Origin of the sequence: Amycolatopsis mongoliensis, from assembly GCF_030285665.1 — a bacterium.
Taxonomy (GTDB): Bacteria; Actinomycetota; Actinomycetes; order Mycobacteriales; family Pseudonocardiaceae; genus Amycolatopsis; species Amycolatopsis mongoliensis.
The window spans coordinates 6,332,016-6,354,975 of record NZ_CP127295.1; the positions used below are offsets into that span (position 1 = coordinate 6,332,016).

The following is a 22,960-nucleotide window of genomic DNA, read 5'->3' on the forward strand; positions in this document are numbered from 1 at the left end:
GGATTTCCGATGACCACCCTCACCCGTTCCGCACGGGCCTCGATCGCCTTGGTGGCGTTCCTCGCCGCGGTGGCCGCGGTCGCCGTCGTCGGCGGTCTTGCCGCATCGCAGTCACGCGAGGTGTACGCCGGGCTCGTCCGGCCGTCGTGGGCTCCGCCCCCGTGGCTGTTCGGTCCGGTGTGGACCGTCCTCTACGTCCTGATCGCCTTCTCCGGCTGGCTTTTCTGGCGCTCGGGTGGACTGCGCGGCGGGCTCCGCTGGTACGCGGCCGGTCTGCTGCTCAACGCGACGTGGACGCCGCTGTTCTTCGGGGGCGGCGCCTACGCACTGGCCCTGCTCGACGTCGTGGCGCTCGATGCCGTCATCGTCGCGACGGTCGTGGTCTTCCGGCGCCGGTCGCCCGCCGCCGCGGCGATGCAGCTGCCTTACCTTGCGTGGGCGGTGTTCGCGACAGCGCTCAACGCCGCGATCGTCCTGCTCAACTGACCTGCCGGTGGTGGCCGGCGCACCCCTCGTGCGCCGGCCACCGGCCTGCGGTCAGTCCCTCTTCAGCACGTTCCGGACCTTGTCGGTGACGTCGCCGACCGCGTCCTTGACGTTTTCGACGGCGTCCTTCAGGCCGGCTTTGGCCTGATCCGCCTTCCCCTCCGCGCGCAGTTCGTCGTCGCCGGTCACGTTGCCCGCCGCTTCCTTGGCCTTACCGCCGAGATCGTCGGCCTTGGTACCGATCTTGTCGCCCAACGACATGCCGTCGCTCCTCCCACATCGGTGACCGTCCTTCGTGGACGGTCTCGTTCATGACGACACGCCCGCGGCCGATTCGTCATTTCCCCGGACGCGTGACCCTGTTCACACGAAAGTGATCGTGACGATTCCGGATCCCTCGGGTCCTTCCGACGCAACCGTTCGACAGGACATCGAAAGGGAATCACCATGGCTGAGACGATCTCGAAGGCGCCGACCACCACCGCGTCGAAGGAAACGACGACCGGAGCGCTCGTCACGGCTCAGGGCGCGACGACCATCGCGGACACGGTGGTGCAGAAGATCGCCGGGCTGGCCGCCCGGGAGATCGCGGGGGTGCACGCCCTCGGCGGCGGGGCCTCCCGCGCGTTCTCCGCGATCCGGGAGCGGATCCCGGGCGCGACGGCCTCCGCCGGTCAGGGGGTTTCGGTCGAGGTCGGGGAGAAGCAGGCCGCGGTCGACCTGCAGATCGTGGTCGAGTACGGCGTGGCGATCGCGGACGTGGCCCGGTCGGTCCGGCGCAACGTGATCACCGGCGTGGAGCGGATGACCGGCCTGGAGGTCGTCGAGGTCAACATCGCGGTCGGTGACCTGCACCTGCCCGGCGACGACGAGGGCGGCAGCACCGACACCGGCCGGGTGCAGTGATCCCAGGACCCGACGGGGATCGCCGAGGTACTGGCGGGCCTGCCTTTCTCCGAGGAGGCGGGCCCGCCCGGCTCCCGCGTCACCATTCCCCCTTTTCTCGACGGAGGTTTCCATGAATGCCACCCATCTGGGTCTGCTGACCGGCCTCGCGCTCGGTCTCGCCGTGGCTTTCGGCGGGTTCGGCGCGTTCCTGGCCGTGCTCGTGCTGGGCGCGATCGGCCTGCTGGCCGGCCGCTACCTCGACGGCAAGCTCGACGTGTCGCAGCTGCTCGGCCGGGGCCGGGGGTGATCGCGTGACCACGACGGTTCCCGTCGAGGAGCGAGGCAGCCTGGTGGTGGCGGGGCGGGCCGTCGAGCGCATCGCCGCCCACGCCGCGCGCGAGCTCCCCGACGTCGGTGGCGCGGCGGGCCGCGTGCTCGGGGTCGCAGTCGGTGGGGAAGACGCCGACCGATCGGTGAAGGTCGACGCCGCCGTCGACGGCGACACCGTCCGGTTGTCGGCTCGCCTGTCGGTCACCTACCCGGCCTCGGTCGCCCGCACCACCGAACACGCCCGCGACCACCTGCGCGAGCGGGTGCGGGAACTGACCGGGCTCGACGTGGCACGGGTGGACATCACCGTCACCGCGCTGCACGCCCCGGCCCCCGCGAGCAGGAGGGTCCGGTGAAGCGACGTCCACGCCGGAGCTTTCCGGCCACCCTGACCGCGCTGGTGCTGACGGCGGCCGGCGCGCTGGCCGCGATCGTGGCCGTCCAGATGATCGCCGGCGAACGCGCCTGGCTCGACTACGGGGCGATCGCCCGGCGCCTGACCACCCTGCGGTGGGCCGACCTGCCCGTGGTGATCACCGGCGGAGTCGTGGCCGTCCTCGGGCTGCTCCTGCTGGCCGGAGCGGTGCTGCCGGGCAAGCCGGTGGTGCTGCCCCTGCGTGGCGAGCCGGACGCGGGTGTGGCACGGCGCAGCCTCCGCTCGACGCTGCGTGCGGCCGCGGCGCGGGTCGACGGCGTCGAGCAGGTCGCCCTGACGCTGCGCCGGCGCAGCATCCGCGTCCGCGTGCGGACCCGGCGGACCCGGCCGGACGGGATCGCCGATTCGGTCCGCTCCGCGGTCGCGGCCCGGCTCGATCGGATCGACCCGGTCCGCCGGCCCGCCGTCAAGGTCCGCCTCCGCACCCCGAGGAGCACCTCGTGAACCGTCCCGCTGCCCTCAACCGCACCCTGATCGCGTTCTTCGGGCTGCTGCTCGTGGCGGCCGGTGCGATCCCGGCCGCGATCCGCTTCCGCCGGCTCCCGGTCCTCGGGGACGACCGGCCCCTGGTTCCCGGCACGGACCTCCCGCCCACCTGGGTGCTGTACGTGACCGCGGCCGCGGGAATCGTGGTCGCCTTGGCCGGGTTGCGGTGGCTGGCCGCGCAGCTGGCCCGCAAGCCGCGCAGTCGCGTCTGGCGCTTCGAGACCGACCCGGACGCGGGCGGCACCGAACTGGCCACGACCGCGGCGGTCGCGCCGTTCGCCGACGAACTGCGTGCGTATCCCGGGGTGCACGCCGCGACAGCCACCCTGGCCGGGACCCGCGAGAACCCGGCCTTGGTTGCCGTGGTCTCGGTCGAGCAGGACGGCGATCCCAGCGAGATCCGCGACCGCATCCGGACCGAAGGCATCCCGCGGCTGTGCCAGGCCCTCGACCTCGACAGCTTGCCCAGCCGGGTCGAGTTCCGGTTCACCACGACGGCCGGGACCCGCGTCGCCTGAGAGGAGAGGCTCCGCGCGCTGCGCGACCGGCAGGAGCTGCGTGCCGACGCCGACCACGAGCTCGCGTTCGCCCTGCTCGCCGCACTGCAGGGCGGCGTGCTCCTGTCCCGGGCCATCCGGCACGTCCAGCCGCTGGAAGCCGCCATGAACGTCGCGCCGGGTGGTCTGTCGAGGAACTTGCAGCGCGCGGCCCTAGCCGGGTCCGGAGCGGCGCTGCGTGGTGACACCGCGGCGGATGTCGCCGGGGAGCGGGCGGACCCGGTGCAGGTCGCGGCGGGTGGTGGAGTGCAGCTGCCAGGGAACGCTGGTGACCATGACGCCGGGTTCGAACAGCAGCCGTCCCTTCAGCCGCAGTGAGCTCTGGTTGTGGAGCACGTTTTCCCACCAGCGGCCGACGACGTACTCCGGGATGTAGACGCAGACGACGTCCCGTGGGCTGCTGCGCCGCAGGTTCTTGACGTACTGCACGACCGGCCGGGTGATTTCGCGGTACGGCGATTCGAGGACCTTGAGCGGGATCTTCATCCCGCGCCGCTCCCACTGGTGCTGGAGCTGGCGGGTGTCGGCGTCGTCGACGTTGACCGTGATCGCGGACAGGGTGTCCGGCCGGGTGGCGCGGGCGAAGGCGATCGCACGCTGGCTGGGTTTGTGCAATGTGGACACCAGCACGATCGCGTGGACGCGGCTGGGCAGCAGCTCGCTCTCGTCGTCGGGCCGGAGCTCTTCCCGGACGTGGGTGTAGTGGCGGTGGATCGCGCGCATGACGGCGTACAGCACGGGGATGGCGATGACGACCAGGTAGGCGCCGTGGGTGAACTTCGTGACGAGCACGACCACGAGCACGATCGCGGTGAGGGCCGCGCCGAGTGCGTTGATCAGCCGGGACCGGTGGGCCGCGCGGCGTTCGCGGGGGTCGGTCGCGTCGGCGAGGACCCGGTTCCAGTGCCGGACCATGCCGGCCTGGCAGAGGGTGAAGGAGGTGAACACGCCGAGGATGTAGAGCTGGATGAGCCGGGTGGTGGAGCCGTCGAAGGCGAAGATCAGGATGCCGGCGACCAGTGACAGGGCGATGATGCCGTTGGAGAAGGCGAGGCGGTCGCCGCGGGTGTGCAGCTGCCGGGGCAGGTAGCGGTCCTGGGCGAGGATCGAGGCCAGCAGCGGGAAGCCGTTGAACGCGGTGTTGGCGGCCAGGATCAGGATGAGCGCCGTGGCGGCCTGCAGGACGTAGAACAGCACGGCGTGGTCGCCGCCGAAGACCGCGGCGCCGATCTGGCTGATCACGGTGCGCTGCGGGTCGGTCGTGCAGTCGCCGCGGAAGCCCGCCAGGTCACAGGTGTTCTCGGCGATGTGGACCCGGGAGATCAGGGAGAGCGCGGTGATGCCGCCGAACATCACGACGGCGGTGGCACCCATGGCGGTCATCGTGCGGGCGGCGTTGAGGGCCTTGGGCTTGCGGAAGGCCGGGACACCGTTGGAGATGGCTTCGACTCCGGTGAGCGCCGTGCAGCCGGAGGAGAACGACCGCAGCAGCAGGAACACCAGCGCGAGCCCGGTCAGCCCGACCTGTTCCGGGCGGATCGCGTAGCCGGCGCTTTCGGCGACCGGGGCGTGCCCGGTGAAGACGCGCGCGAAGCCGACCACGATCATCAGCATGACGGTGGCGATGAACAGGTAGGTGGGCGCGGCGAAGGCGCGGCCCGACTCGCGGATGCCGCGCAGGTTCATCGCCATGAGCACGACGATGAACCCGATGTCGAGCAGGATCCGCTGGTCGTTGAGCTGGGGGACGGCCGAGATGATGTTGTCCACGCCGGAGGCGACCGAGACGGCCACGGTCATGATGTAGTCGACCATCAGCGCGCCGGCGACGACCAGGCCCGCCCGGCTCCCGAGGTTGCGGGAGGCGACCTCGTAGGAGCCGCCGCCGCTGGGGTAGGCGCGCACGACCTGCCGGTAGGAGATCACGACCACGGTGAGCAGCACGGCGACGGCCAGGCCCACCCACGGCGCGAGGCTGAAGTAGGCCAGCCCGCCGATCGAGAGGATGAGCAGGATCTCCTGCGTCGCATAGGCGACCGACGACAACGGGTCACTCGCGAAGATCGGCAGGGCGAGCCACTTGGGCAGCAGTGTCTCGCCGAGGGTGTCGCTCCGGAACGGCCGACCGAGTACCAGCCGTTTGAGCCATGACGTGGGTGCTGGCACGTACGGCAGCGTCTCTCGGATGTGCGGGAGCCGCCGTAGGGATTCCGTAAATATCCCGGCTTCGCCGTAGGGATCGCGTAAACGTCCGCCGGCTGCCCGTCAGATTCGCGTCAACGGCGGTGCCCGGGCCCGGCCGGATGCCTAGCGTCCCCGGCACCTCGTCCCCGGGAGTCGCCATGGCCGACGGCCGTCTCATGCGCGTGATCTCGTGCCCGGGTGCGGTCGAGCTCCTCGACGAACTCGGCACCGGCCCCCGCGCCTTCGACGAGCTGCGCCGGATCGTCCCGAGAAGGCTCCTCGGGCCCGCGCTCCGGGTGTTGGCAGCCGAAGGAGCGCTGCGTCGGTCCGACGCCGGGAGCTGGGACGTGCGCCCGGCCGGTGACGCGCTCTTCTCGCTCACGGGTGACGGCGGGCGCCTCGCTGACGAATTGTCCGATTTGGACGTCTGGGTCGCGGTGTACGACCGCTACCTCAACGGGTAGCCGGCCCCGGGTCGAACAGTGCCTGGGCGGAGTGGATGCACTCGAGGATGTCCTTCGCCAGCTGGGCTGCCGGTCGCGACGACACGGTATCGGCCAGCTGCAGGTCGCGCACCTGGCCGTCGAGGGACACGACCACCGAGATCGCGCCGTCGTGGCTGCTGTGGCTCACCTGGACGGTGCTCCGGCGGGGAACGGACGTGCGGAGATCGGGCTCGGCTGCCAAGGAGAACTCCCGGGATGAGAACCGGATGGGCTGCGGGAAGCGTGATCGTTCAAGCGTGGCCCGGAAACCCTGCCGAGGCGAGCCGTTCACGCCGCCGACGCCGAGTTGTGACCAAGTCCGAAATGGACACCGTGAGTGTGCGTGATCATCCGTGACGGTCCCGCGAATTGGCTCGTTCGGGTGGTTGCCGATTCATTGCGTAGTCATCGCCGTCAAGAAGGCGTCAATGCGGCGTGAAGCCGCATCAAGACTCTGTCAGGTGACATCCGGTCAGGAACTCCGGGAGGCACGCTTCCGCCAGCCGGGTCACCATTCGGTCGACCTCAGCCCGTCGTGTGTGAGAAGGGAGCAGTCGCATGGCCGATCTGGCCTATGTGCTGCTGGCGATCGTCGTGTTCGCCGTGCTGGCCTTGACCCTGCGTGGATTGGAGCGGTTGTGAGCGGCACCGGTGCGTTCGCCAACGTCGTCGGCGGTGTGCTGGCGCTGGCCCTGATCGTCTACCTGTTCATCGCGCTGATCAAACCGGAGAAGTTCTGATGTCCTCGACGTGGGCCGGCCTCGGGCAGGCCGGCCTCCTCCTGCTCGCCTTGGTGCTGGTGTACCGGCCACTGGGCGACTACATGCACCGCGTGTTCACGAGCACGAAGCACTGGCGGCTCGAGAAGGCCGTCTACAAGATCGTGCGCGCGGACCCGGAGGCCGAGCAGCACTGGAAGACCTACGCCTCCGGCGTGCTCGGCTTCTCCTTCGTCTCGGTGCTGTTCCTCTACCTGCTGCAGCGCATCCAGCCGCTGCTGCCGCTGAACTTCGGCCGCACGGTCGACCCCGGGATCGCGTTCAACACGGCGATCAGCTTCGTCACCAACACGAACTGGCAGTCCTACGTGCCCGAGGGCGTCATGGGCCACGTGGTCCAGATGGCCGGGCTGACCGTGCAGAACTTCGTCTCCGCCGGGGTGGGCCTGGCGGTGGCGATCGCGCTGACCCGCGCGTTCGTCCGCTCGAAGTCCGACCGGCTGGGCAACTTCTGGGTCGACCTGACCCGCGGCACGGTCCGCGTGCTGCTGCCGATCTCGTTCGTGTTCGCGATCGTGCTGGTGGCGCTCGGTGTCGTGCAGAGCCTCAAGTCCGGCGTCTCGGTGCTCAACCCGGACGGCTCCGGCAGCACGATCGCGCTGGCCCCGGCGGCGAGCCAGGAGGCCATCAAGGAACTGGGGACCAACGGCGGCGGCATCTACAACGCCAACTCCGCGCACCCGTTCGAGAACCCGAACTCCTGGTCCAACCTGATCGAGATCTTCCTGTTGCTGGTCATCCCGGTCAGCCTGACCCGCACCTTCGGCAAGCTCGTCGGCAACACCAAGCAGGGGTACGTCCTGCTGTCCGTGATGGGCGTGCTGTGGGCCGGGATGCTCACGGTCATCTGGTGGGGCGAGACGCACGCCAACGGCGCGGCCGCGCGATTGGCGGGCGCGGCGATGGAAGGCAAGGAGACCCGGTTCGGGCTCGCCGCGTCGGCGCTGTTCGCCGACTCGACAACGGGCACGTCGACCGGCGCGGTGAACTCGATGCACGACAGCTTCACCGGGCTCGGCGGGTTCGGGACGCTGCTGAACATGATGTTCGGCGAGCTCTCGCCGGGCGGGGTGGGCACCGGTCTGTACAGCATCCTGGTGATGGCGATCATCGCGATGTTCCTGGCCGGGCTGATGGTCGGGCGCACGCCGGAGTACCTGGGCAAGAAGCTCGGCAAGCGGGAGGTCACCTGCTCGGCCATCGCGATCCTGGCGATGCCGACGGTGCTGCTCATCGGCGCCGGTGCGGCGTTGCTGATCCCGGGCAACACCGACGCGTTCAACAACCCGGGCGCGCACGGCTTCTCGGAACTGCTCTACGCCTACACCTCGGCCAGCAACAACAACGGCAGCGCGTTCGCCGGCATCACCGTGACCAACGACTGGTACCAGTCGACGCTGGGCGTCTGCATGGCGCTGGGCCGGTTCATCCCCATCCTGGCCGTGCTGTGCCTGGCCGGCTCGCTGGCGGCGCAGAAGAAGGTGCCGGAGACCGCGGGCACCCTGCCGACCACCAGCCCGCTGTTCGCCACGATGCTCGGCGGCACGGTCGTGCTGGTCGCGGCTCTGACCTTCATCCCCGCCCTCGCCCTCGGTCCCATCGCGGAGGCCCTCGCATGACCATCACCACCCAGCGCACCGCCGAAGAAACCACCCAGCACCACGTCGAGAACGCGGGCCGGGTCGGCGCGGGCGTGTTCAACCCCCGCCAGCTGTGGACGTCGCTGCCGGACGCGTTCCGGAAGCTCAGCCCGCGCCACCAGCTGCGCAACCCCGTCATGTTCGTCGTGTGGGTGGGGTCGGTGCTCGTCACCGTCTTCGCGATCACCGACCCCGGGGTGTTCAACATCGGCGTCGCGTTGTGGCTGTGGTTCACGGTCCTGTTCGCGAACCTCGCCGAAGCCGTCGCCGAAGGACGCGGCAAGGCGCAGGCGGAGAGCCTGCGGCGGACCAAGAAGGAAACCGTCGCCCGCCGGTTGCTGCCGGACGGCAGCGAAGAGAGCGTGCCGGGCGTCGAGCTGAAGATCGGCGACCGGGTGGTCGTCGAGGCGGGTGAGGTGATCCCGGGCGACGGCGACGTCGTCGAGGGCATCGCGACCGTCGACGAATCGGCCATCACCGGCGAGTCGGCTCCGGTCATCCGCGAGTCCGGCGGCGACCGCTCGGCCGTCACCGGCGGCACGACCGTGCTGAGCGACCGGATCGTCGTGGAGGTCAAGACCAAGCCGGGCGAATCCTTCGTGGACCGGATGATCGCCCTGGTGGAGGGCGCCTCGCGGCAGAAGACACCGAACGAGATCGCGTTGACCATCCTGCTCGCGGTGCTGACGATCATCTTCGTCCTCGCCGTGGTGGCCCTGCAGCCGATGGCCGGCTACTCCGGTGGGCTGGTGTCGGTGATCGTGCTGACCGCGCTCCTGGTCTGCCTGATCCCGACGACGATCGGCGCGCTGCTGTCCGCGATCGGCATCGCGGGCATGGACCGGCTGGTGCAGCGCAACGTGCTCGCCACCTCGGGCCGCGCGGTCGAGGCCGCGGGCGACGTGTCGACGTTGCTGCTGGACAAGACCGGCACGATCACCTTCGGCAACCGGCAGGCGACCGAGCTGCTGCCGGTCGGCTCGTCCACCGTCGACGACCTGGCGATCGCGGCCCGGCTCTCCAGCCTGGCCGACGGCACACCGGAGGGCCGCAGCATCGTCGACCTGTGCGCGCGGGAGCACGTCCTGCCGGCCGAGCCGAGCGAGGCCGAGAAGTCGGGCGAGTTCGTGCCGTTCACCGCGCAGACCCGGATGAGTGGCATCGACCTGAACGGCCGGGTCGTCCGCAAGGGCGCGGCGACCGCGGTGCGCGCGTGGGTCGAAGAGCACGGCGGCACGGTGCCGGACGAGGTGCACACCGTCGTCGACGGCATCGGAGCCGAGGGCGGCACGCCGCTCGTCGTCGCCGAGCAGATCGAAGGTGTCGCCGTGGTGCGCGGGGTGATCCGGCTGTCCGACGTCGTCAAGCCGGGCATGAAGGAGCGCTTCGACGAGCTGCGCACGATGGGCATCAAGACCGTCATGATCACCGGCGACAACCCGCTCACCGCGCGGGCGATCGCCAGGGAGGCCGGTGTCGACGACTTCCTCGCCGAGGCCAAGCCCGAAGACAAGATGGCCCTGATCAAGAAGGAGCAGGAGGGCGGGCGGCTGGTCGCGATGACCGGCGACGGCACGAACGACGCTCCCGCGCTGGCGCAGGCGGACGTCGGGGTGGCGATGAACACCGGGACCATGGCGGCCAAGGAGGCCGGCAACATGGTCGACCTCGACTCCAACCCGACGAAGCTCATCGAGATCGTGGAGATCGGCAAGCAGCTGCTCATCACGCGCGGCGCGCTGACGACGTTCTCCATCGCCAACGACCTGGCCAAGTACTTCGCGATCCTGCCGGCCATGTTCGCGGCGATCTACCCGCAGCTGGGCGGGCTCAACATCATGGGCCTGCACTCGCCGGACTCGGCGATCCTCTCCGCGGTGATCTTCAACGCGCTGATCATCGTCGGCCTGATCCCGCTCGCCCTGCGCGGCGTCCGCTACAAGCCGTCCAGCGCGAAGTCGCTGCTGCGGCGCAACCTGCTGGTCTACGGCCTCGGCGGCATCGTGACGCCGTTCGCCGGGATCTGGCTGATCGACCTGCTCGTCCGACTGATCCCGGGAATGTGACCATGAAGGTGCTGTACAAGCAGACCGTCGCCGGCCTGAAGATGCTGCTGGTGCTGACCGTGCTGCTCGGCGTCGGCTACCCCCTCGCGGTGTGGGCGGTGGCCCGGATCCCCGGCCTCTCGGGCAATGCCGAGGGCTCGATCGTCACGCAGAACGGCCAGGCGGCCGGGTCGTCGCTGATCGGGGTCGACCCGGTCGCGAAGGATCCGGCGCACGACCCGTTCTTCCACAACCGGCCCTCGGCCGGGTCGAAGGACCCGCTCGGCCCGGGCGACCCGTCCACTTCGGGTGCCTCGAACAAGGGCACCGCCAACGAGGACCTGCTCGCCACGGTCAAGGAGCGGCAGGAGCTGATCGCCAAGCGCGAAGGCGTCGATGTCTCGAAGGTGCCGGCGGACGCGGTGACCGCGTCGGCGTCCGGGCTCGACCCGCAGATCAGCCCGGCCTACGCCGAGCTGCAGGTGCCGCGGGTGGCCCGGGAGACCGGGCTGAGCGAGGACGAGGTCCGCCGGATCGTCGCCGACAACACCACCGGACGCGGTCTCGGTGTGCTCGGCGACCCGGCGGTGAACGTGCTGGGGATGAACCTGGCGGTCGCGGCGGCCAGGCACTGACCGGTGACCACGGAGAACGCGAGCCCGCCCGGCGGCGAACCGAAGCGCCGCCGGGGCGAGCTCCGCATCTACCTAGGGGCCGCCCCGGGCGTGGGGAAGACCTTCGCCATGCTCGGGGAGGCCCGCCGCCGGCTCGACCGCGGCACCGACGTCGTCGTCGGCCTGGTCGAGACGCACGGCCGGCGCAAGACCGCCGAGCTGCTCGACGGCCTGGAAGTGGTGCCGCGCAAGCGGGTGGACTACCGCGGGCACGCCTTCGAAGAGATGGACGTCGACGCTCTCCTGGCGCGCGCTCCCGAGGTCGCCGTCATCGACGAGCTGGCCCACACCAACGTCGAAGGCTCGCGCCACGCGAAGCGCTGGGAAGACATCGACGACCTGCTGGACGCCGGGATCGACGTGCTGTCCACGGTGAACGTGCAACACCTGGAGAGCCTCAACGACGTCGTCGAGCGGATCACCGGGATCGCGCAGCAGGAGACGGTCCCGGACGAGGTCGTCCGCCGCGCCGAGCAGCTCGAGCTGGTCGACATCACCCCCGAGGCGCTGCGGCGGCGCCTGGCCCACGGCAACGTCTACCCGGCCGAACGGATCGACGCGGCGCTCGGCAACTACTTCCGGCCCGGCAACCTGACCGCGCTGCGCGAACTGGCCCTGTTGTGGGTGGCCGACGAGGTGGACGTCGCGCTCCAGCGCTACCGCACCGAACGCGACATCACCGACACCTGGGAAGCCCGGGAACGGGTGGTCGTCGCGATCAGCGGCGGCCGGGAGAGCGAGACGCTGATCCGGCGGGCCCGGCGGATCGCCAAGCGCGCCGGCGCCGAGCTCCTCGTCCTGCAGGTGCTGCGCGGTGACGGCCTGGCCGGGGTTTCACCGCAGGCCATCGCGGAGTGCCGCAAGCTCGCCGACGACGTCGGCGCCACGTTCCACACCGTCGTCGGCGACGACGTGCCGACCGCCCTGCTGGACTTCGCCCGTGGGGTGAACGCGACGCAGGTGGTGGTGGGCACGTCCCGGCGGTCGCGGGTGGCGCGCCTGTTCGACGAGGGCATCGGCGCGACGGTCGTGCAGGAGTCCGGCCCGATCGACGTGCACATGGTGACCCACGACGAATCCGGCGGGCGGCTGCGCGCGAAGCTGTTCCCGCGCAGCTCCCTGGCCCGGCGCCGGCTGATCCTGGGCTGGGCCCTGGCGCTCGCGCTGCCCGCGGTGGCGACGCTGATCGGCGTACTGCTGAGGCAGACGCTGATCCTGTCGACCAACGTCATCGACTACTTCCTCGCCACGATCGTCGTCGCGCTCGTCGGGGGCCTCGGGCCGGCGCTGTTCGCGTCGATCGCGAGCGCGCTGCTGCTGAACTTCTTCTTCACCCCGCCGCTGTACACGCTGACCGTCGACGCGCAGCAGAACGTCATCACGCTGATCGCGATGGTCGTCGTCGCGGTGGCGTTCGCTCTCGTGGTGGACCGCGCCGCGAGGCGCGCCGACGCCGCCGCGCGGGCCCGGACCGAAGCCGCGCTGCTGGCCTCCTATGCCCGGACGGTGCTCGGCCACGACGAGCCGTTGCAGCGGCTGCTGGCGAAGGTCCGGGAGAACTTCGGGCTGGAATCCGTGGCGTTGCTGGAAAAGCAGGGGGAGGAGTGGGTCCGCGTGGCCTGCACGGGGGAGCGGCCGTGCGACGACCCGGACGAGGCCGACGCCGACGTCCCGGTGACCGATGACGTCCACCTGGCGCTGCGCGGCCGGACGCTGCCCGCCCATGACCAACGGGTCCTCGAAGCCGCGGCGGGCCAGGCGCTGCTGGCCCTGCGGCAGCAGCGGATGGCCGTCCAGACGCAGGAGGCGCAACGCCGGGCGGAGACCACCGAGCTGCGCACGGCGCTGCTTTCGGCCATCGGGCACGACCTGCGCACGCCGCTGACGTCGATCAAGGCCGTCTTCGGCGGGCTGCGCGCCCACGACGTCAGCCTGTCCGAAGAGGACACCGAGGAACTGCTCAGCGCCGGCGAGGAGTCGACCGACCGGCTCTCCGGGCTCGTCGACAACCTCCTGGACTCGTCGCGGCTGGCGACCGGTGCGGTGCAGCCGGTCCTGCGGCCGGTCGGCTACGACGAAGTCGTCGCGACCGCGCTGTCCGCGGTGGACGGCGGCGCCAAGGTCGTGGCCGAGGTCGACGACCGGCTGCCCGCGGTCCGGGCCGATCCCGGGCTGCTGGAACGCGCTGTCGCGAACGTGATCGACAACGCTTTGCGGCACGGTGGCGGTGACGTCGCCGTGCGCGCCAGCGGGTACGCGGGCCGGGTCGAGCTGCGGGTCGTCGACCACGGCCGGGGCCTGCCGAAGGGTGCCGCCGACTCGGCGTTCGCACCGTTCCAGCGGCTCGGCGACCGCAACTCCACGACCGGGGTCGGTCTGGGCCTGTCGGTCGCGAAGGGGTTCGTGGAGGCGATGGGCGGGACCGTCCGGGCCGAGGACACCCCTGGTGGCGGGCTGACGATCGCCATCTCGTTGCCGGCGGTGACGGGATGACATCCGTGCTGGTCGTCGACGACGAAGCCGCCCTCGTCCGGGCGTTGCGGATCAACCTCACGGCCCGCGGCTACGCCGTGACCACCGCGGCCGACGGTGCCTCGGCCCTGGTCGCGGCCGCGACCGAGCACCCCGACCTGGTGCTGCTGGACCTGGGGCTGCCCGACGTCGACGGCATCGACGTGATCCGCGAGCTGCGCACCTGGAGCGCGATGCCGATCATCGTGCTCTCGGCCCGCCACGAGTCCGCCGACAAGATCCGGGCCCTCGACATCGGCGCCGACACCTACGTGACCAAGCCGTTCGGCATGGAGGAGCTGTTCGCGTGCCTGCGGGCCGTGGAACGCCGGCTCGCGCTGGGTGCGCCGCCAGAGCCGGACCTGGTCGTGGAGACCGCGGCGTTCACGGTGGACCTGGCGTCGAAGATCGTCCGCCGGGACGGCGCGCCGGTCCACCTGACCCGCACCGAGTGGGCGATCCTCGAACAGCTGGTCCGCAACCCCGATTCGCTGATCAGCGGCAAGCACCTGCTGACCACCGTCTGGGGGCCGGACCGCGCGGACCGGGGGCACTACCTGCGCGTCTACCTGGCCCAGCTGCGCCGCAAGCTCGAGCCCGAGCCGTCGTGCCCGCGCTACTTCGTCACCGAACCGGGTATCGGCTACCGCTTCGTGCCGGACGAGTCGTCCTCGAATCGCCAGTGATCCGTAAGTTCGCCGCGCCGCACCTTGTTCGCGGTCCGGCGGTGGTTTCGGCTTACGGCATGGGCAGCGGCGGCGTGCGCGGGTACGCGCGCGAAGTGCGCCACGAGGACCGGCCGCCTGATCCCGGCCACTGACCCCTGCCCGCACGGCGCTGCTCAGCGCGCCGACTATCCACTGTGGATGGATCATGCCCGGAAACCCCGTCATCGTGGTGACCGGGACGTGTGAAGGCCTCGGCTACGGGACCGCCCGACTGCTCGCCACCGGCACCGCCATCGTGCACGCCCGCCCCACGACGAGGCTGGTCCGGCGACATGAATGAGTCATTCATGTCGTCGGACGAGGTGAATGAGTCACTCACTGCATCGCGGCCGGGGCTGCCCGGGCCGGGCGGCCCCGCTCCGGTGCGGGTGCGTCTCGCACCAGCGCTCCGCCGCACGCAACACGACGGCCAGCACGACGAACCCGGTGATCAGCATCAGCGTGCAGGCGAGGTCGATCATCGGGATCCTTCGGTTCGGTGGACTCGGTGATCGAACGATCGCGCACGGCGCGCCGTCAGGCCCGGCGGCGTCATGATTCCTTCATGCCGGCGCGGCGGATGTTGACGGGACGTTGATCCGGGCCCGGTCCGGCGTCGAATTCCCGTCAAGGGCCATGGACGGCTTCGTATCACTTGGACAGGGTGGAGTCATGCGCACCGCCACTTCTGAGCAACTCGCCCGGGCCGCCGCGGACCTCCGGCGGCTGGCCCGCTCCACCGCGGCCGCGATGGAGCGGGCCAGCGTGGCGCTGGCGGAGGCCGATGCCGCGCTGGCGGACGAGATCGTGGCCGACTCGGTCCGCCTCGACCGCGAGCGCGAGGAGCTGGCGCGGAAGGCACCCGGGCTGCGGGCGCCGGCCGTGACGGTTCTCGCCACGATCCACGCGCTGACCGAGCTGGAGCGGATGAGCCTGCTCGCGCTCGCCGTCGCACGGGCGGTGCAGCGGTGCTACCCGCATCCGGTGCTGCCGCACGAGCTGACGCCGGACTTCGTCGAGATGGGGCGCATCGCGGTCTGGCTGGCGGAACTGACGGCCGGCACCGGCGAGGTCCGCTCGCTGATCAGCATCGAGGACGACCTCGACGACCTGCGCCGGATCGTGGCCGACGTCCGCAACCGGTGCGACGGCACGGCGGTGGCCGACGTCGTCCTGCTGAGCCGCCACTACGAGCGGTTCGCCGACCACGCGGTCCTGCTGGGCCGCCTGATGAAGTCCGCGGTCCCCCGCAGCCAGGCGACGGGGACAGCGGCCTGAGCGGGTCCGCGGGCTACCTGGGGGCGGCCCGCGGACCCGCTCGGTCCCCGTCAGCGGCGCCGGAAGTACTCCCGCGCCGAGGGCAGCACCAGCAAGACGATCACCAGCACTGAACCGGCCGTGGTGAACACGAGCTTCGCGCCGTCGACGACGGGCAGCCAGCCCGGAAAGGCCTGGCGGGCGGCATCGACCAGCCGGGGGACGTCGACCCGCTGGAGCAGCGGATCGCCGGAGTCGCGGAAGCTCGCGGCGAGGAACGTGGCGGTGAACAGCTGCGCCGGGACGATCAGCGCTCCGGCGACCGCCAGCAGCGGGTGGAAGACCCAGGACAGCACCTGGCCGGCCCGTCGCCCGGCCAGGTTCAGCAGCGCCAGGGCGACGAGGACCACGATGATCGCGCCCGGCAGCGGCGTCTCGGCGGTGTCCGAGCCGAAACTGACGCCGTGGCCGGCGAGCAGGGACGGAGGCAGGCCCTGCCTCGACAGCTCGGCTTCGGCGGCGGCCTGCGCCTCGGCGCCGACGGCCCGGACGACGATGATCGACAGCAGGAACGGCACAGCCGTGAGCACCTGGGTGAGCGCGGCGAGCACCACAGTCCGCGGCTTCGCCGTTCCGGCCGGCGGTCGAAGCACGGCACCTCCCTCGGTCGGCTCGTCCGATTCTGCGCCAAGGCCGGGCCGGCCGGCGGGAAACCGGACTGAAACCAGGGTGAAACCAGGGTTCCGCACGCTCGTCACGACCGCGGCCGACGAGGCCGCGGCGGACGAGAGGAGAACCGTGACCACCCCGGCGATCGCGGCCAGCGGGCTGCGCAAGACCTTCGGCGACCACGTCGTGCTCGACGACGTCGACCTGGCCGTGGCCGAAGGCACGATCTTCGCCCTGCTCGGGCCCAACGGCGCGGGCAAGACCACCGCCGTGCGGATCCTGTCCACCCTGATCCGCGCCGACGGCGGAAGCGCGGCCGTCGCCGGGCACGACGTCGCGGCCGAGCCGGACGGCGTGCGCGCCGCCATCGGGGTCACCGGGCAGTTCTCCGCGGTGGACAACCTGCTGACCGGCGAGGAGAACCTGCTGCTGATGGCGGACCTGCACCACCTCGGCCGCGCCGACGGCCGGCGGAAGACGGCCGAGCTGCTCGAGCGGTTCGACCTCGTCGACTCCGCGCGGAAGCTCGTCTCGACGTACTCCGGCGGGATGCGGCGACGGCTCGACCTGGCGATGACCCTCACCGGGCAGCCGCGCGTGCTCTTCCTCGACGAACCCACCGCCGGCCTCGACCCCCGCAGCCGGCACACGATGTGGCGGATCATCCGGGACCTCGTCGCCGGTGGTGTCACCGTCTTCCTGACCACGCAGTACCTGGAGGAAGCCGACGAACTGGCCGATCGGGTCGCCGTGCTCGACCACGGCCGCGTCGTCGCCGAGGGCACGCCGGAGGAGCTCAAGCGCCGCGTTCCCGGCGGCCACGTCCGGCTGCAGTTCGCCGACGTCGCGGACCTCGGCGCCGCCGCCCGGGCGCTGGGCGAAGGGACGCCCGACGAGTCCACGCTCACGCTGCAGGTGCCCGGCGACGGCGGGATCGGTTCGCTGCGGGCCCTGCTCGACCGGCTGGACGGCGCCGCGGTCGAAGTCGGCAGCCTGTCCGTGCACACCCCCGACCTCGACGACGTCTTCTTCGCCCTCACGACCCGGAAGGACGCCGTCCGATGAGCACCCTGGCCCTCACCGCGCGCGACTCGGCCACCATGCTGCGGCGCAACCTCCGGCACCTGCGCCGCTACCCGGGGATGATGATCATGTCCCTCGGCATGCCGGTGCTGCTGCTCCTGCTGTTCGTCGGCGTCTTCGGCGGCGCCATGCAGGCAGGTGTCGGTTCCGGGCAGTACATCGACTACGTGGTGTCCGGGATCCTGCTGATGACCGTCGGCTACGGCGCTTCGATGACGGCGCTTTCGGTGAACCGCGACATGACCGAAGGGATCATCTCCCGGTTCCGGACGATGGCGATCGCGCGGGTGTCGGTGCTGACCGGGCACGTGCTGGGCGCGGTGCTGCGGACGGTGGTGAGCGCCGCGCTGGTGGTCTTGGTGGCGCTGCTGTTCGGCTTCCGGCCCGCCGCGGGCGCCGGGGGCTGGTTCGCCGCGTTCGGCGTCGTGGTCCTGCTCGCGCTCGCGCTCACCTGGCTCGCGGTCGCGGTCGGGCTGCTGGCGAAGAACGCCGAAGGCGCGAACCTGTTCATCCTGGTCGTGCAGGTGCTGCCGTTCGTCAGCAGCGCGTTCGTGCCCCCGGACTCGATGTCCGGCGCGGTGCGGTGGTTCGCCCGCCACGAGCCCTTCACCCCGGTGATCGACACGCTGCGCGGGGCGCTGCTGGGAACCCCGGTGGGAGACAGCGGCTGGATCGCGGTCGCGTGGTGCGCCGGGTTCGCGGTGGCCGGGTACGTCTGGGCGCGGGCGCTGTTCAGGCGGGATCCCGCCGCCTGAGTTCGGCGAGTGCCGCGGCCCGCAGCTCTTCGCGGCCGAGGCCGGCGTACTCCGACACCGCGTCGGCGTACGCCGGCCCGTCGGCCTCCTGGGCCAGCGCGCGGACGCGAGCCGAGGACATCGTCGGGTGGAACCCGCGGACGAACCGGAAGCGCTCGGCGAGGGCGATCATCCGCACCGCGCCGGTCCGGCCGCGGTCGAGGTCGGCCAGCGCCACGGCGAGCAGGAGGGCACCGCAGATCGGGAAGGACGCGCCGGCGTCCTCGAGCAGGTCCGGCAGTGCGCGCCGGAGGTCGTCGGTGATCTCCGCGACGAGGTCGAGCCGGTGGTGCCGGGCGTGCGCGACCACGGTCACCGCCTGGGTCTCCCACGCCCAGGCGTCGGCGCCGGGTCCGGTGTCCTTCGCGGTCCGCAGCCGCTCGGCGGCCTGGCGCCAGAGCCGCAGTCCGGTGTCGACGTCGCCACGGGCCAGCAGGATCTCCGCGCGGGCGCCGACGTCCACCATGGACGCTCCTGCGGCTTCGGTCCCGCCGGTCAGCATCGCCTGTTCCAGCCACTGCTCGGCTTCGTCGACCGCGCCGGCCTGCAGCGCGGCCAGGACCAGCGCGCCCCGGATCCGCACGGCACCGGTCCAGGTGCCCGTCTCGTCGAGCGCCGCGAGCACGGTCAAGAGCGCGCGGCGCGCGTCCGCTCCGCGTTCGAGCTGCAGGCAGAGCTCGCCGACCCGCGCGAGCGCGACGCCGCGCAGCCAGGGCTCGTTTCTCCGGTCGAACACGGCGACCATGCGCTCGGCCGCGGCCAACGCCCGTTCCGGCTCGTCGGCCGCCTCCCACGTGTAGCTGGCGACCCCTTCGGCCAAGCCTGCCACGAGCGGGTTTTCGTTGTCGCACAACGCGAACAACGCGTCGACGTCCGCCGCGGCCGCGGTGCGGATGACCGTCTCGGCGGCGTGCATGAGCGTGCCGGGGGTCGCGGGCGGCAGCCGGCGCAGGGTGACCAGCGCCCGCGCGAGCCCCTTGCCCTGCAACAGGAAGCTGTTCACCGCGCTCAGGACGAGCGCGGCACGGGTGACGTCGACGAAACCCGGCTCGGGGTGGAAGTGCGAGAGCAGCCAGGCGGTGTCCTCGACGAGCCCGGCCATCCGGGCGAAGTTCGACTCGAACGTCCACAGCCCGGCGAGCGCGGCCGACACCGCCGCGACGGTCGGCCCGTCGCCGTGGTCCAGCCCGTGCCGCAGCGCGTGGACGAGGTTGTCCCGCTCGGCGCCGACCCGCCGCATCGCCGGGATCAGGTCGGTCGCGAGCAGCGACTCGTGGTGCGCCGTCGCGAAGTCGCGGACCCACGCCAGGAACGCGGCGGTGGCCTGCTCGGTTTCCCCGGCCTCGGTGCGGCGGGCCGCACTGAACTCGCGCACCGTCTCCAGCATCCGGAACCGCGTGCCCGCCGGGGTGTCGGCGACCTTGAGCAGCGAGTGGCCGACGAGGTGCTCGAGGACGCCGACGTCGCCCAGCAGGTACCGGGCGGCGTCCGCGGTGAAGCCGTCGGCGAAGACCGACAACGCCCGCATCGCGGCCTGACCGCTGTCGTCCAGGAGCGTCCAGCTCCAGTCGATGACCGCGTGGAGCGTCCGGTGGCGGGGTGGTGCGTCGCGGGAACCGCCGCGCAGCAGGGCGAACCGGTCGTCGAGGTGCCGGGCGATCTCGGCGACGGACATGACCCGCGTCCGCGCGGCGGCGAGTTCGACGGCGAGCGGGAGCCCGTCGAGGTGCGCGCACAGCTCCCGCACCGCGTCGGCGGGCAGGTCCGCGTCCGGCCGGACGGCCCGGGCCCGCTGCCGGAACAGCTCGGCGGCGGTGGCCGGGCTCAGTTCCGGCAGCGGGTAGACGGACTCCGACGAGAGCGCGAGCGGGGTCCGGCCGGTGGTGAGCACGCGCAGGTCGGGACTGAGCGCCACCAGGGTCCGGACGAGGTCGGCCGCCGCGTGCACGACGTGCTCGCAGTTGTCGAGCACGAGCAGCGCGGGTGCGGGGCCGAGTGCTTCGAGCACGGCGGTCACGGCGTCCCGGGGACTCGCAGCGCGGGCGCCCGGTGGCCTGCCGGTGTCCGCGCCGCCGACCACCGACGCGACCTCCGCGGCGACGTCTTCGGCGCGCGTGACGCCGGCGAGCGGGACGAAGTGCACGATCCGCTGCTCGGCCCGCCGGCCGACGGCGTGCGCCAGCCGGGTCTTGCCCAGCCCGCCCGGGCCGACGATCGAGGTGACCCGGGACGTCCGCAGCAGCGCGGTCACGGCGGCGAGGTCGTCGTCCCGGCCGAGCAGCGGGTTCGGCTCGTGCTCGACCCCGTGGCGCACGACGGGCGCCGCACCCTGCAGGAGCTGCCGGTGCAGCTCGCGCAGCGCCGGCCCGGGGTCGGTGCCGAGCTCGTCCCGCAGCGCCCGCCGGTGGCTTTCGTACCGGGCCAGCGCGGCGGACGGGCCGGCCGTGGCGGCCTCGCTGCGGAGCAGTTCGACGAGCAGCTCCTCGTCGCGCGGTCGCTCGGCGGCCAGCTCGGCCAGCGCGTCGATCGCCTCGGCGGCCCGGCCCAGCCGTGAGCGGCACAACGCCCGGGCCCGGATCAGCCACCGGCAGGTCGACGCGCGGGCCGTTCGCAGTGCGCTCAAGGGATCCGCGCTCCCGGCGTCGCCGGGCGATTCCCAAAGGGCCAGGCCCGCCTCGGCGTGGGCCAACGCGGCTTCGTGGTCGGCGGTGCGGACAAGGCGTGCGCACGCGGCGGCCTCGACCAGCAGCGCGGCCGTGTCGACCTGGTGCTCGGCCAGGGTGAGCCGGTAGCCGGCCGGAGTGGCTTCGATGACGCCGGGGCCGAGCTGGGCCCGCGCGCGGGAGACGAGGACCTGCAGCGCTTTGGCGGGGTGCTCCGGCTGCTCGTCCGGCCAGAGCCCTTCGATCAGGCGGGTGCTCGCGACGCCGGTGCGGAGGTCGTCGGCGAGCAGGGCGAGCAGGCTGCCCAGCCGCCGGCTGGTGATCTCGCGGCCGCGGTGGGCGACCCGCGGCAGCAGGACCAGCTCGATCGTCACCGCATCAGGCTAGCCGGGCACCCGGAACCGCATCCGGCAGACGACGGCGTCCGATCGGCGGCGCAGGGCCCGCGCGAGCACGGCACCGCGGCGGTTCTGCAGGAAACGCTGCCACGGGTGCTCGGGTTCGACCTCGGCGATGAGGACGAAGACGTGGCAGCCGCGGTGCTTGCGCAGGTGCTCGACGAGTGGCTCGCCGAGCCGGCGGCGTTCGTCGTGGAGCTGCACGAGCGGGACGCCGGGGTGCCACCGTTCCCACGCCTCGACGAAGGCCGCCCGGTCGTCTTCGGGGTGGACGACGTGGACGGCTTCGACGTGGTCGCCGAGCGACAGCGCGGCAGCGAGCGCGTCCCGGGTGAGCAGGGACACCGTGTGCACCGGCACGACGACGAGCGACCGGTTCGGCCGTGGCGGGGAAGGAATGCGGCCGAGTTCCAGGCGGTCGCCGATCCGGCGGTAGCTGCGGTGCACCCATTCCATGGCGAGCACGAGCACCGGCAGCGCGACGACGACGAGCCAGCCGCCTTCGCCGAACTTCGTCGCGGTGACCACGATCGCGGCGAGCCCGGTCAGCAGGGCGCCGGAACCGTTGAGGGCGGCCTTGCCGCGCCAGCCGCGGGGGCGGGCGCCCAGCCAGTGCCGCACCATGCCGGTCTGGGAGAGGGTGAAGCCGACGAACACGCCGATCGCGAACAGCGGGACGAGGGTGTTCATGTCGCCGTCCGCCAGCACCAGCAGCAGCGCCGAGGTGATCGCGAGGAAACCGACGCCGTAGCGGTAGACCTGGCGTTCGGCGCGCAGTGCGAAGACGTGCGGCAGGTTGTTGTGCTTGGCCAGGAGCTGGGCGAGCACCGGCAGGCCGCCGAAGGAGGTGTTGGCGGCGAGGGCGAGCAGGACGACCGTGGAGAACTGCACGACGTAGAAGCCGAAGCCGTCGCCGAGCGAGGCTGCGGTGACCTGGGAGAGCACGGTGACGCCGTCGACGGGGTGGATCGAGAACTTCCCGATGAGCAGGGCGATGCCGAGCAGCATCACCGCGAGCAGCCCGCCGAGCGCGACCTCGGCCCGCTGGGCGCGCCGGACCCGGGGCTTGCGGAAGGACGGGACGGCGTTGGCGATGGCCTCGACGCCGGTCAGCGCGGCGCAGCCGTTCGCGAAAGCCTTGAGCAGCAGCAGGATCCCGACGGTCTGCAGGCTTTTCCCGTGGTCCGGTGTCGCGGCCGCCGGCTCGCCGCGGAAGAGGCCCACCACGACGACGGTCAGGATCGCGCCCACGAAGATCGCGGTCGGCACGATGAACGCCCGCGCGCTTTCGGCGATGCCGCGCAGGTTCACGCCCGTGATCAGGGCCAGAACGCCGAGGCAGAGCCACGGCGTGCAGGGGCGTAGCTCGGGGAACGCCGAGGTCAGCGCCGCGACTCCGGCGGCGACGGACACGGCGACGTTGAGCACGTAGTCGACGATCAGTGAGGCGGCCGCGACGAGGGAGGCCCGCCGTCCGAGGTGGGCGCGGCTGACGCCGTAGGCGCCGCCGCCGTCGGGGAACGCGGCGATCACCTGGCGGTAGGAGAGGGTCAGCACGCCGAGCAGCAGGGCGATCGCGAGGGTGACGGGCAGGGTGCAGCCCAGTCCGGTCCCGCCGGCGACGGCCAGCACGATGACAATCGCCTCGGGCCCGTAGGCGACCGACGCCATCGCGTCGAGGGACAGGGCGGCCAGCCCGCCGACGACGGAAAGCCGGTGCCGATCGGTGCTCGGGCGGGTCTCCCGGTCCGGAAGAGTTGCGGTCACCTGGTCAGGGTGCGGCTCGGCGGGTGTTCCTTTCAGGGGCGTTGGCGTTTTCTTGACGGTGATCCAGCTCGCGCCGGCGGCGCGACACCCGTGTCAGCGCCGTGTGCCGCACCTGGAGCCG

At 71.9% G+C, this 22,960-nt stretch carries 24 protein-coding genes; 17 read left to right on the forward strand and 7 right to left on the reverse strand.

Annotated elements, in window-relative coordinates:
• Positions 1-9: 9 nt before the first annotated feature.
• Positions 10-486 carry a TspO/MBR family protein gene (locus QRX60_RS30450; protein ID WP_285994861.1) on the forward strand — a complete coding sequence of 159 codons (477 nt, stop codon included), beginning with the start codon at positions 10-12 and terminating at the stop codon, positions 484-486.
• Positions 487-537: 51 nt separating this feature from the next.
• Here QRX60_RS30450 and QRX60_RS30455 read toward each other — a convergent pair whose 3' ends face one another.
• Entirely contained in the window at positions 538-747 is a 210-nt protein-coding gene (locus QRX60_RS30455; RefSeq protein WP_285994862.1) for a CsbD family protein, read from the reverse strand.
• Positions 748-933: 186 nt separating this feature from the next.
• On the opposite strand from QRX60_RS30455, the gene QRX60_RS30460 reads away from it, so the two are divergent.
• The 5 genes from QRX60_RS30460 (at position 934) to QRX60_RS30480 (ending at position 3,144) form a co-directional block, all read left to right on the forward strand.
• The gene (locus tag QRX60_RS30460; RefSeq protein WP_285994863.1) at positions 934-1,392 is read left to right on the forward strand and encodes an Asp23/Gls24 family envelope stress response protein; all 459 of its coding nucleotides are present in this window, start codon (positions 934-936) and stop codon (positions 1,390-1,392) included.
• A gap of 112 nt (positions 1,393-1,504) precedes the next feature.
• On the forward strand, positions 1,505-1,681 hold the full coding sequence (locus QRX60_RS30465) for a hypothetical protein (RefSeq protein ID WP_285994864.1): 177 nt from the start codon (positions 1,505-1,507) through the stop codon (positions 1,679-1,681).
• Positions 1,682-1,685: 4 nt separating this feature from the next.
• Positions 1,686-2,060, forward strand: a complete 375-nt coding sequence (locus QRX60_RS30470; protein WP_285994865.1) for an Asp23/Gls24 family envelope stress response protein — start codon at positions 1,686-1,688, stop codon at positions 2,058-2,060.
• Entirely contained in the window at positions 2,057-2,584 is a 528-nt protein-coding gene (locus QRX60_RS30475) for a DUF6286 domain-containing protein (RefSeq protein WP_285994866.1), read from the forward strand. Before QRX60_RS30470 ends, QRX60_RS30475 begins: the two co-directional genes overlap by 4 nt.
• Complete coding sequence (locus QRX60_RS30480) at positions 2,581-3,144, forward strand: Asp23/Gls24 family envelope stress response protein (RefSeq protein WP_285994867.1); 564 nt, start codon at positions 2,581-2,583, stop codon at positions 3,142-3,144. The genes QRX60_RS30475 and QRX60_RS30480 overlap by 4 nt, the downstream gene beginning before the upstream one ends.
• A gap of 192 nt (positions 3,145-3,336) precedes the next feature.
• Here the strand turns inward: QRX60_RS30480 and QRX60_RS30485 are convergent, their stop codons facing one another.
• Entirely contained in the window at positions 3,337-5,349 is a 2,013-nt protein-coding gene (locus QRX60_RS30485) for an APC family permease (RefSeq protein WP_285994868.1), read from the reverse strand.
• A gap of 176 nt (positions 5,350-5,525) precedes the next feature.
• On the opposite strand from QRX60_RS30485, the gene QRX60_RS30490 reads away from it, so the two are divergent.
• A complete protein-coding gene (locus QRX60_RS30490; protein WP_285994869.1) occupies positions 5,526-5,831 on the forward strand; it encodes a hypothetical protein in 306 nt (101 codons plus the stop codon).
• Here the strand turns inward: QRX60_RS30490 and QRX60_RS30495 are convergent.
• Positions 5,821-6,054, reverse strand: a complete 234-nt coding sequence (locus QRX60_RS30495) for a hypothetical protein (RefSeq protein WP_285994870.1) — start codon at positions 6,052-6,054, stop codon at positions 5,821-5,823. The genes QRX60_RS30490 and QRX60_RS30495 overlap by 11 nt on opposite strands.
• A gap of 436 nt (positions 6,055-6,490) precedes the next feature.
• Between QRX60_RS30495 and kdpF the strand changes: the two genes are divergently transcribed.
• From kdpF to QRX60_RS30530, 7 genes are all read left to right on the forward strand, one after another.
• Positions 6,491-6,592, forward strand: coding sequence for a K(+)-transporting ATPase subunit F (gene kdpF / locus QRX60_RS30500; RefSeq protein ID WP_285994871.1), 102 nt, complete (start codon positions 6,491-6,493; stop codon positions 6,590-6,592).
• On the forward strand, positions 6,592-8,250 hold the full coding sequence (gene kdpA / locus QRX60_RS30505) for a potassium-transporting ATPase subunit KdpA (protein ID WP_285994872.1): 1,659 nt from the start codon (positions 6,592-6,594) through the stop codon (positions 8,248-8,250). The genes kdpF and kdpA overlap by 1 nt, the downstream gene beginning before the upstream one ends.
• Entirely contained in the window at positions 8,247-10,337 is a 2,091-nt protein-coding gene (gene kdpB, locus QRX60_RS30510; protein WP_285994873.1) for a potassium-transporting ATPase subunit KdpB, read from the forward strand. Before kdpA ends, kdpB begins: the two co-directional genes overlap by 4 nt.
• Before the next feature lie 2 nt (positions 10,338-10,339).
• A complete protein-coding gene (locus QRX60_RS30515; protein WP_285994874.1) occupies positions 10,340-10,951 on the forward strand; it encodes a potassium-transporting ATPase subunit C in 612 nt (203 codons plus the stop codon).
• Between the two features lie 3 nt (positions 10,952-10,954).
• Positions 10,955-13,483 (forward strand): sensor histidine kinase, encoded by a 2,529-nt coding sequence (locus QRX60_RS30520; RefSeq protein ID WP_285994875.1) that lies wholly within the window; start codon positions 10,955-10,957, stop codon positions 13,481-13,483.
• On the forward strand, positions 13,480-14,187 hold the full coding sequence (locus tag QRX60_RS30525) for a response regulator (RefSeq protein WP_285994876.1): 708 nt from the start codon (positions 13,480-13,482) through the stop codon (positions 14,185-14,187). Before QRX60_RS30520 ends, QRX60_RS30525 begins: the two co-directional genes overlap by 4 nt.
• A 187-nt stretch (positions 14,188-14,374) precedes the next feature.
• The gene (locus QRX60_RS30530; protein ID WP_285994877.1) at positions 14,375-14,509 is read left to right on the forward strand and encodes a hypothetical protein; all 135 of its coding nucleotides are present in this window, start codon (positions 14,375-14,377) and stop codon (positions 14,507-14,509) included.
• A gap of 31 nt (positions 14,510-14,540) precedes the next feature.
• Here the strand turns inward: QRX60_RS30530 and QRX60_RS30535 are convergent, their stop codons facing one another.
• On the reverse strand, positions 14,541-14,690 hold the full coding sequence (locus QRX60_RS30535; protein ID WP_285994878.1) for a hypothetical protein: 150 nt from the start codon (positions 14,688-14,690) through the stop codon (positions 14,541-14,543).
• 190 nt (positions 14,691-14,880) lie between these two features.
• Between QRX60_RS30535 and QRX60_RS30540 the strand changes: the two genes are divergently transcribed.
• Complete coding sequence (locus QRX60_RS30540) at positions 14,881-15,486, forward strand: phosphate signaling complex PhoU family protein (protein WP_285994879.1); 606 nt, start codon at positions 14,881-14,883, stop codon at positions 15,484-15,486.
• Between the two features lie 50 nt (positions 15,487-15,536).
• Here QRX60_RS30540 and QRX60_RS30545 read toward each other — a convergent pair whose 3' ends face one another.
• Positions 15,537-16,118 (reverse strand): hypothetical protein, encoded by a 582-nt coding sequence (locus tag QRX60_RS30545; protein ID WP_285994880.1) that lies wholly within the window; start codon positions 16,116-16,118, stop codon positions 15,537-15,539.
• Positions 16,119-16,263: 145 nt separating this feature from the next.
• Between QRX60_RS30545 and QRX60_RS30550 the strand changes: the two genes are divergently transcribed.
• Both QRX60_RS30550 and QRX60_RS30555 read left to right on the forward strand, forming a co-directional pair.
• On the forward strand, positions 16,264-17,199 hold the full coding sequence (locus QRX60_RS30550; protein ID WP_286003732.1) for an ATP-binding cassette domain-containing protein: 936 nt from the start codon (positions 16,264-16,266) through the stop codon (positions 17,197-17,199).
• Positions 17,196-17,972 carry an ABC transporter permease gene (locus QRX60_RS30555; protein ID WP_285994881.1) on the forward strand — a complete coding sequence of 259 codons (777 nt, stop codon included), beginning with the start codon at positions 17,196-17,198 and terminating at the stop codon, positions 17,970-17,972. Before QRX60_RS30550 ends, QRX60_RS30555 begins: the two co-directional genes overlap by 4 nt.
• Here the strand turns inward: QRX60_RS30555 and QRX60_RS30560 are convergent.
• Entirely contained in the window at positions 17,950-21,048 is a 3,099-nt protein-coding gene (locus QRX60_RS30560; protein ID WP_285994882.1) for an ATP-binding protein, read from the reverse strand. The two genes, QRX60_RS30555 and QRX60_RS30560, sit on opposite strands and share 23 nt — an antisense overlap.
• A 9-nt stretch (positions 21,049-21,057) precedes the next feature.
• Positions 21,058-22,839, reverse strand: coding sequence for an APC family permease (locus QRX60_RS30565; RefSeq protein WP_285994883.1), 1,782 nt, complete (start codon positions 22,837-22,839; stop codon positions 21,058-21,060).
• Positions 22,840-22,960 lie beyond the last annotated feature (121 nt).

What these genes read in the sequence shown, in the direction of transcription:
- QRX60_RS30450 (WP_285994861.1), top strand. Translation starts at nt 10, where the DNA reads ATGACCACCCTCACCCGTTCCGCACGGGCCTCGATCGCCTTGGTGGCG.
- QRX60_RS30455 (WP_285994862.1), bottom strand. Translation starts at nt 747, where the DNA reads ATGTCGTTGGGCGACAAGATCGGTACCAAGGCCGACGATCTCGGCGGT.
- QRX60_RS30460 (WP_285994863.1), top strand. Translation starts at nt 934, where the DNA reads ATGGCTGAGACGATCTCGAAGGCGCCGACCACCACCGCGTCGAAGGAA.
- QRX60_RS30465 (WP_285994864.1), top strand. Translation starts at nt 1,505, where the DNA reads ATGAATGCCACCCATCTGGGTCTGCTGACCGGCCTCGCGCTCGGTCTC.
- QRX60_RS30490 (WP_285994869.1), top strand. Translation starts at nt 5,526, where the DNA reads ATGGCCGACGGCCGTCTCATGCGCGTGATCTCGTGCCCGGGTGCGGTC.
- kdpA (WP_285994872.1), top strand. Translation starts at nt 6,592, where the DNA reads ATGTCCTCGACGTGGGCCGGCCTCGGGCAGGCCGGCCTCCTCCTGCTC.
- kdpB (WP_285994873.1), top strand. Translation starts at nt 8,247, where the DNA reads ATGACCATCACCACCCAGCGCACCGCCGAAGAAACCACCCAGCACCAC.
- QRX60_RS30515 (WP_285994874.1), top strand. Translation starts at nt 10,340, where the DNA reads ATGAAGGTGCTGTACAAGCAGACCGTCGCCGGCCTGAAGATGCTGCTG.
- QRX60_RS30525 (WP_285994876.1), top strand. Translation starts at nt 13,480, where the DNA reads ATGACATCCGTGCTGGTCGTCGACGACGAAGCCGCCCTCGTCCGGGCG.
- QRX60_RS30530 (WP_285994877.1), top strand. Translation starts at nt 14,375, where the DNA reads ATGCCCGGAAACCCCGTCATCGTGGTGACCGGGACGTGTGAAGGCCTC.
- QRX60_RS30535 (WP_285994878.1), bottom strand. Translation starts at nt 14,690, where the DNA reads ATGATCGACCTCGCCTGCACGCTGATGCTGATCACCGGGTTCGTCGTG.
- QRX60_RS30540 (WP_285994879.1), top strand. Translation starts at nt 14,881, where the DNA reads ATGCGCACCGCCACTTCTGAGCAACTCGCCCGGGCCGCCGCGGACCTC.
- QRX60_RS30555 (WP_285994881.1), top strand. Translation starts at nt 17,196, where the DNA reads ATGAGCACCCTGGCCCTCACCGCGCGCGACTCGGCCACCATGCTGCGG.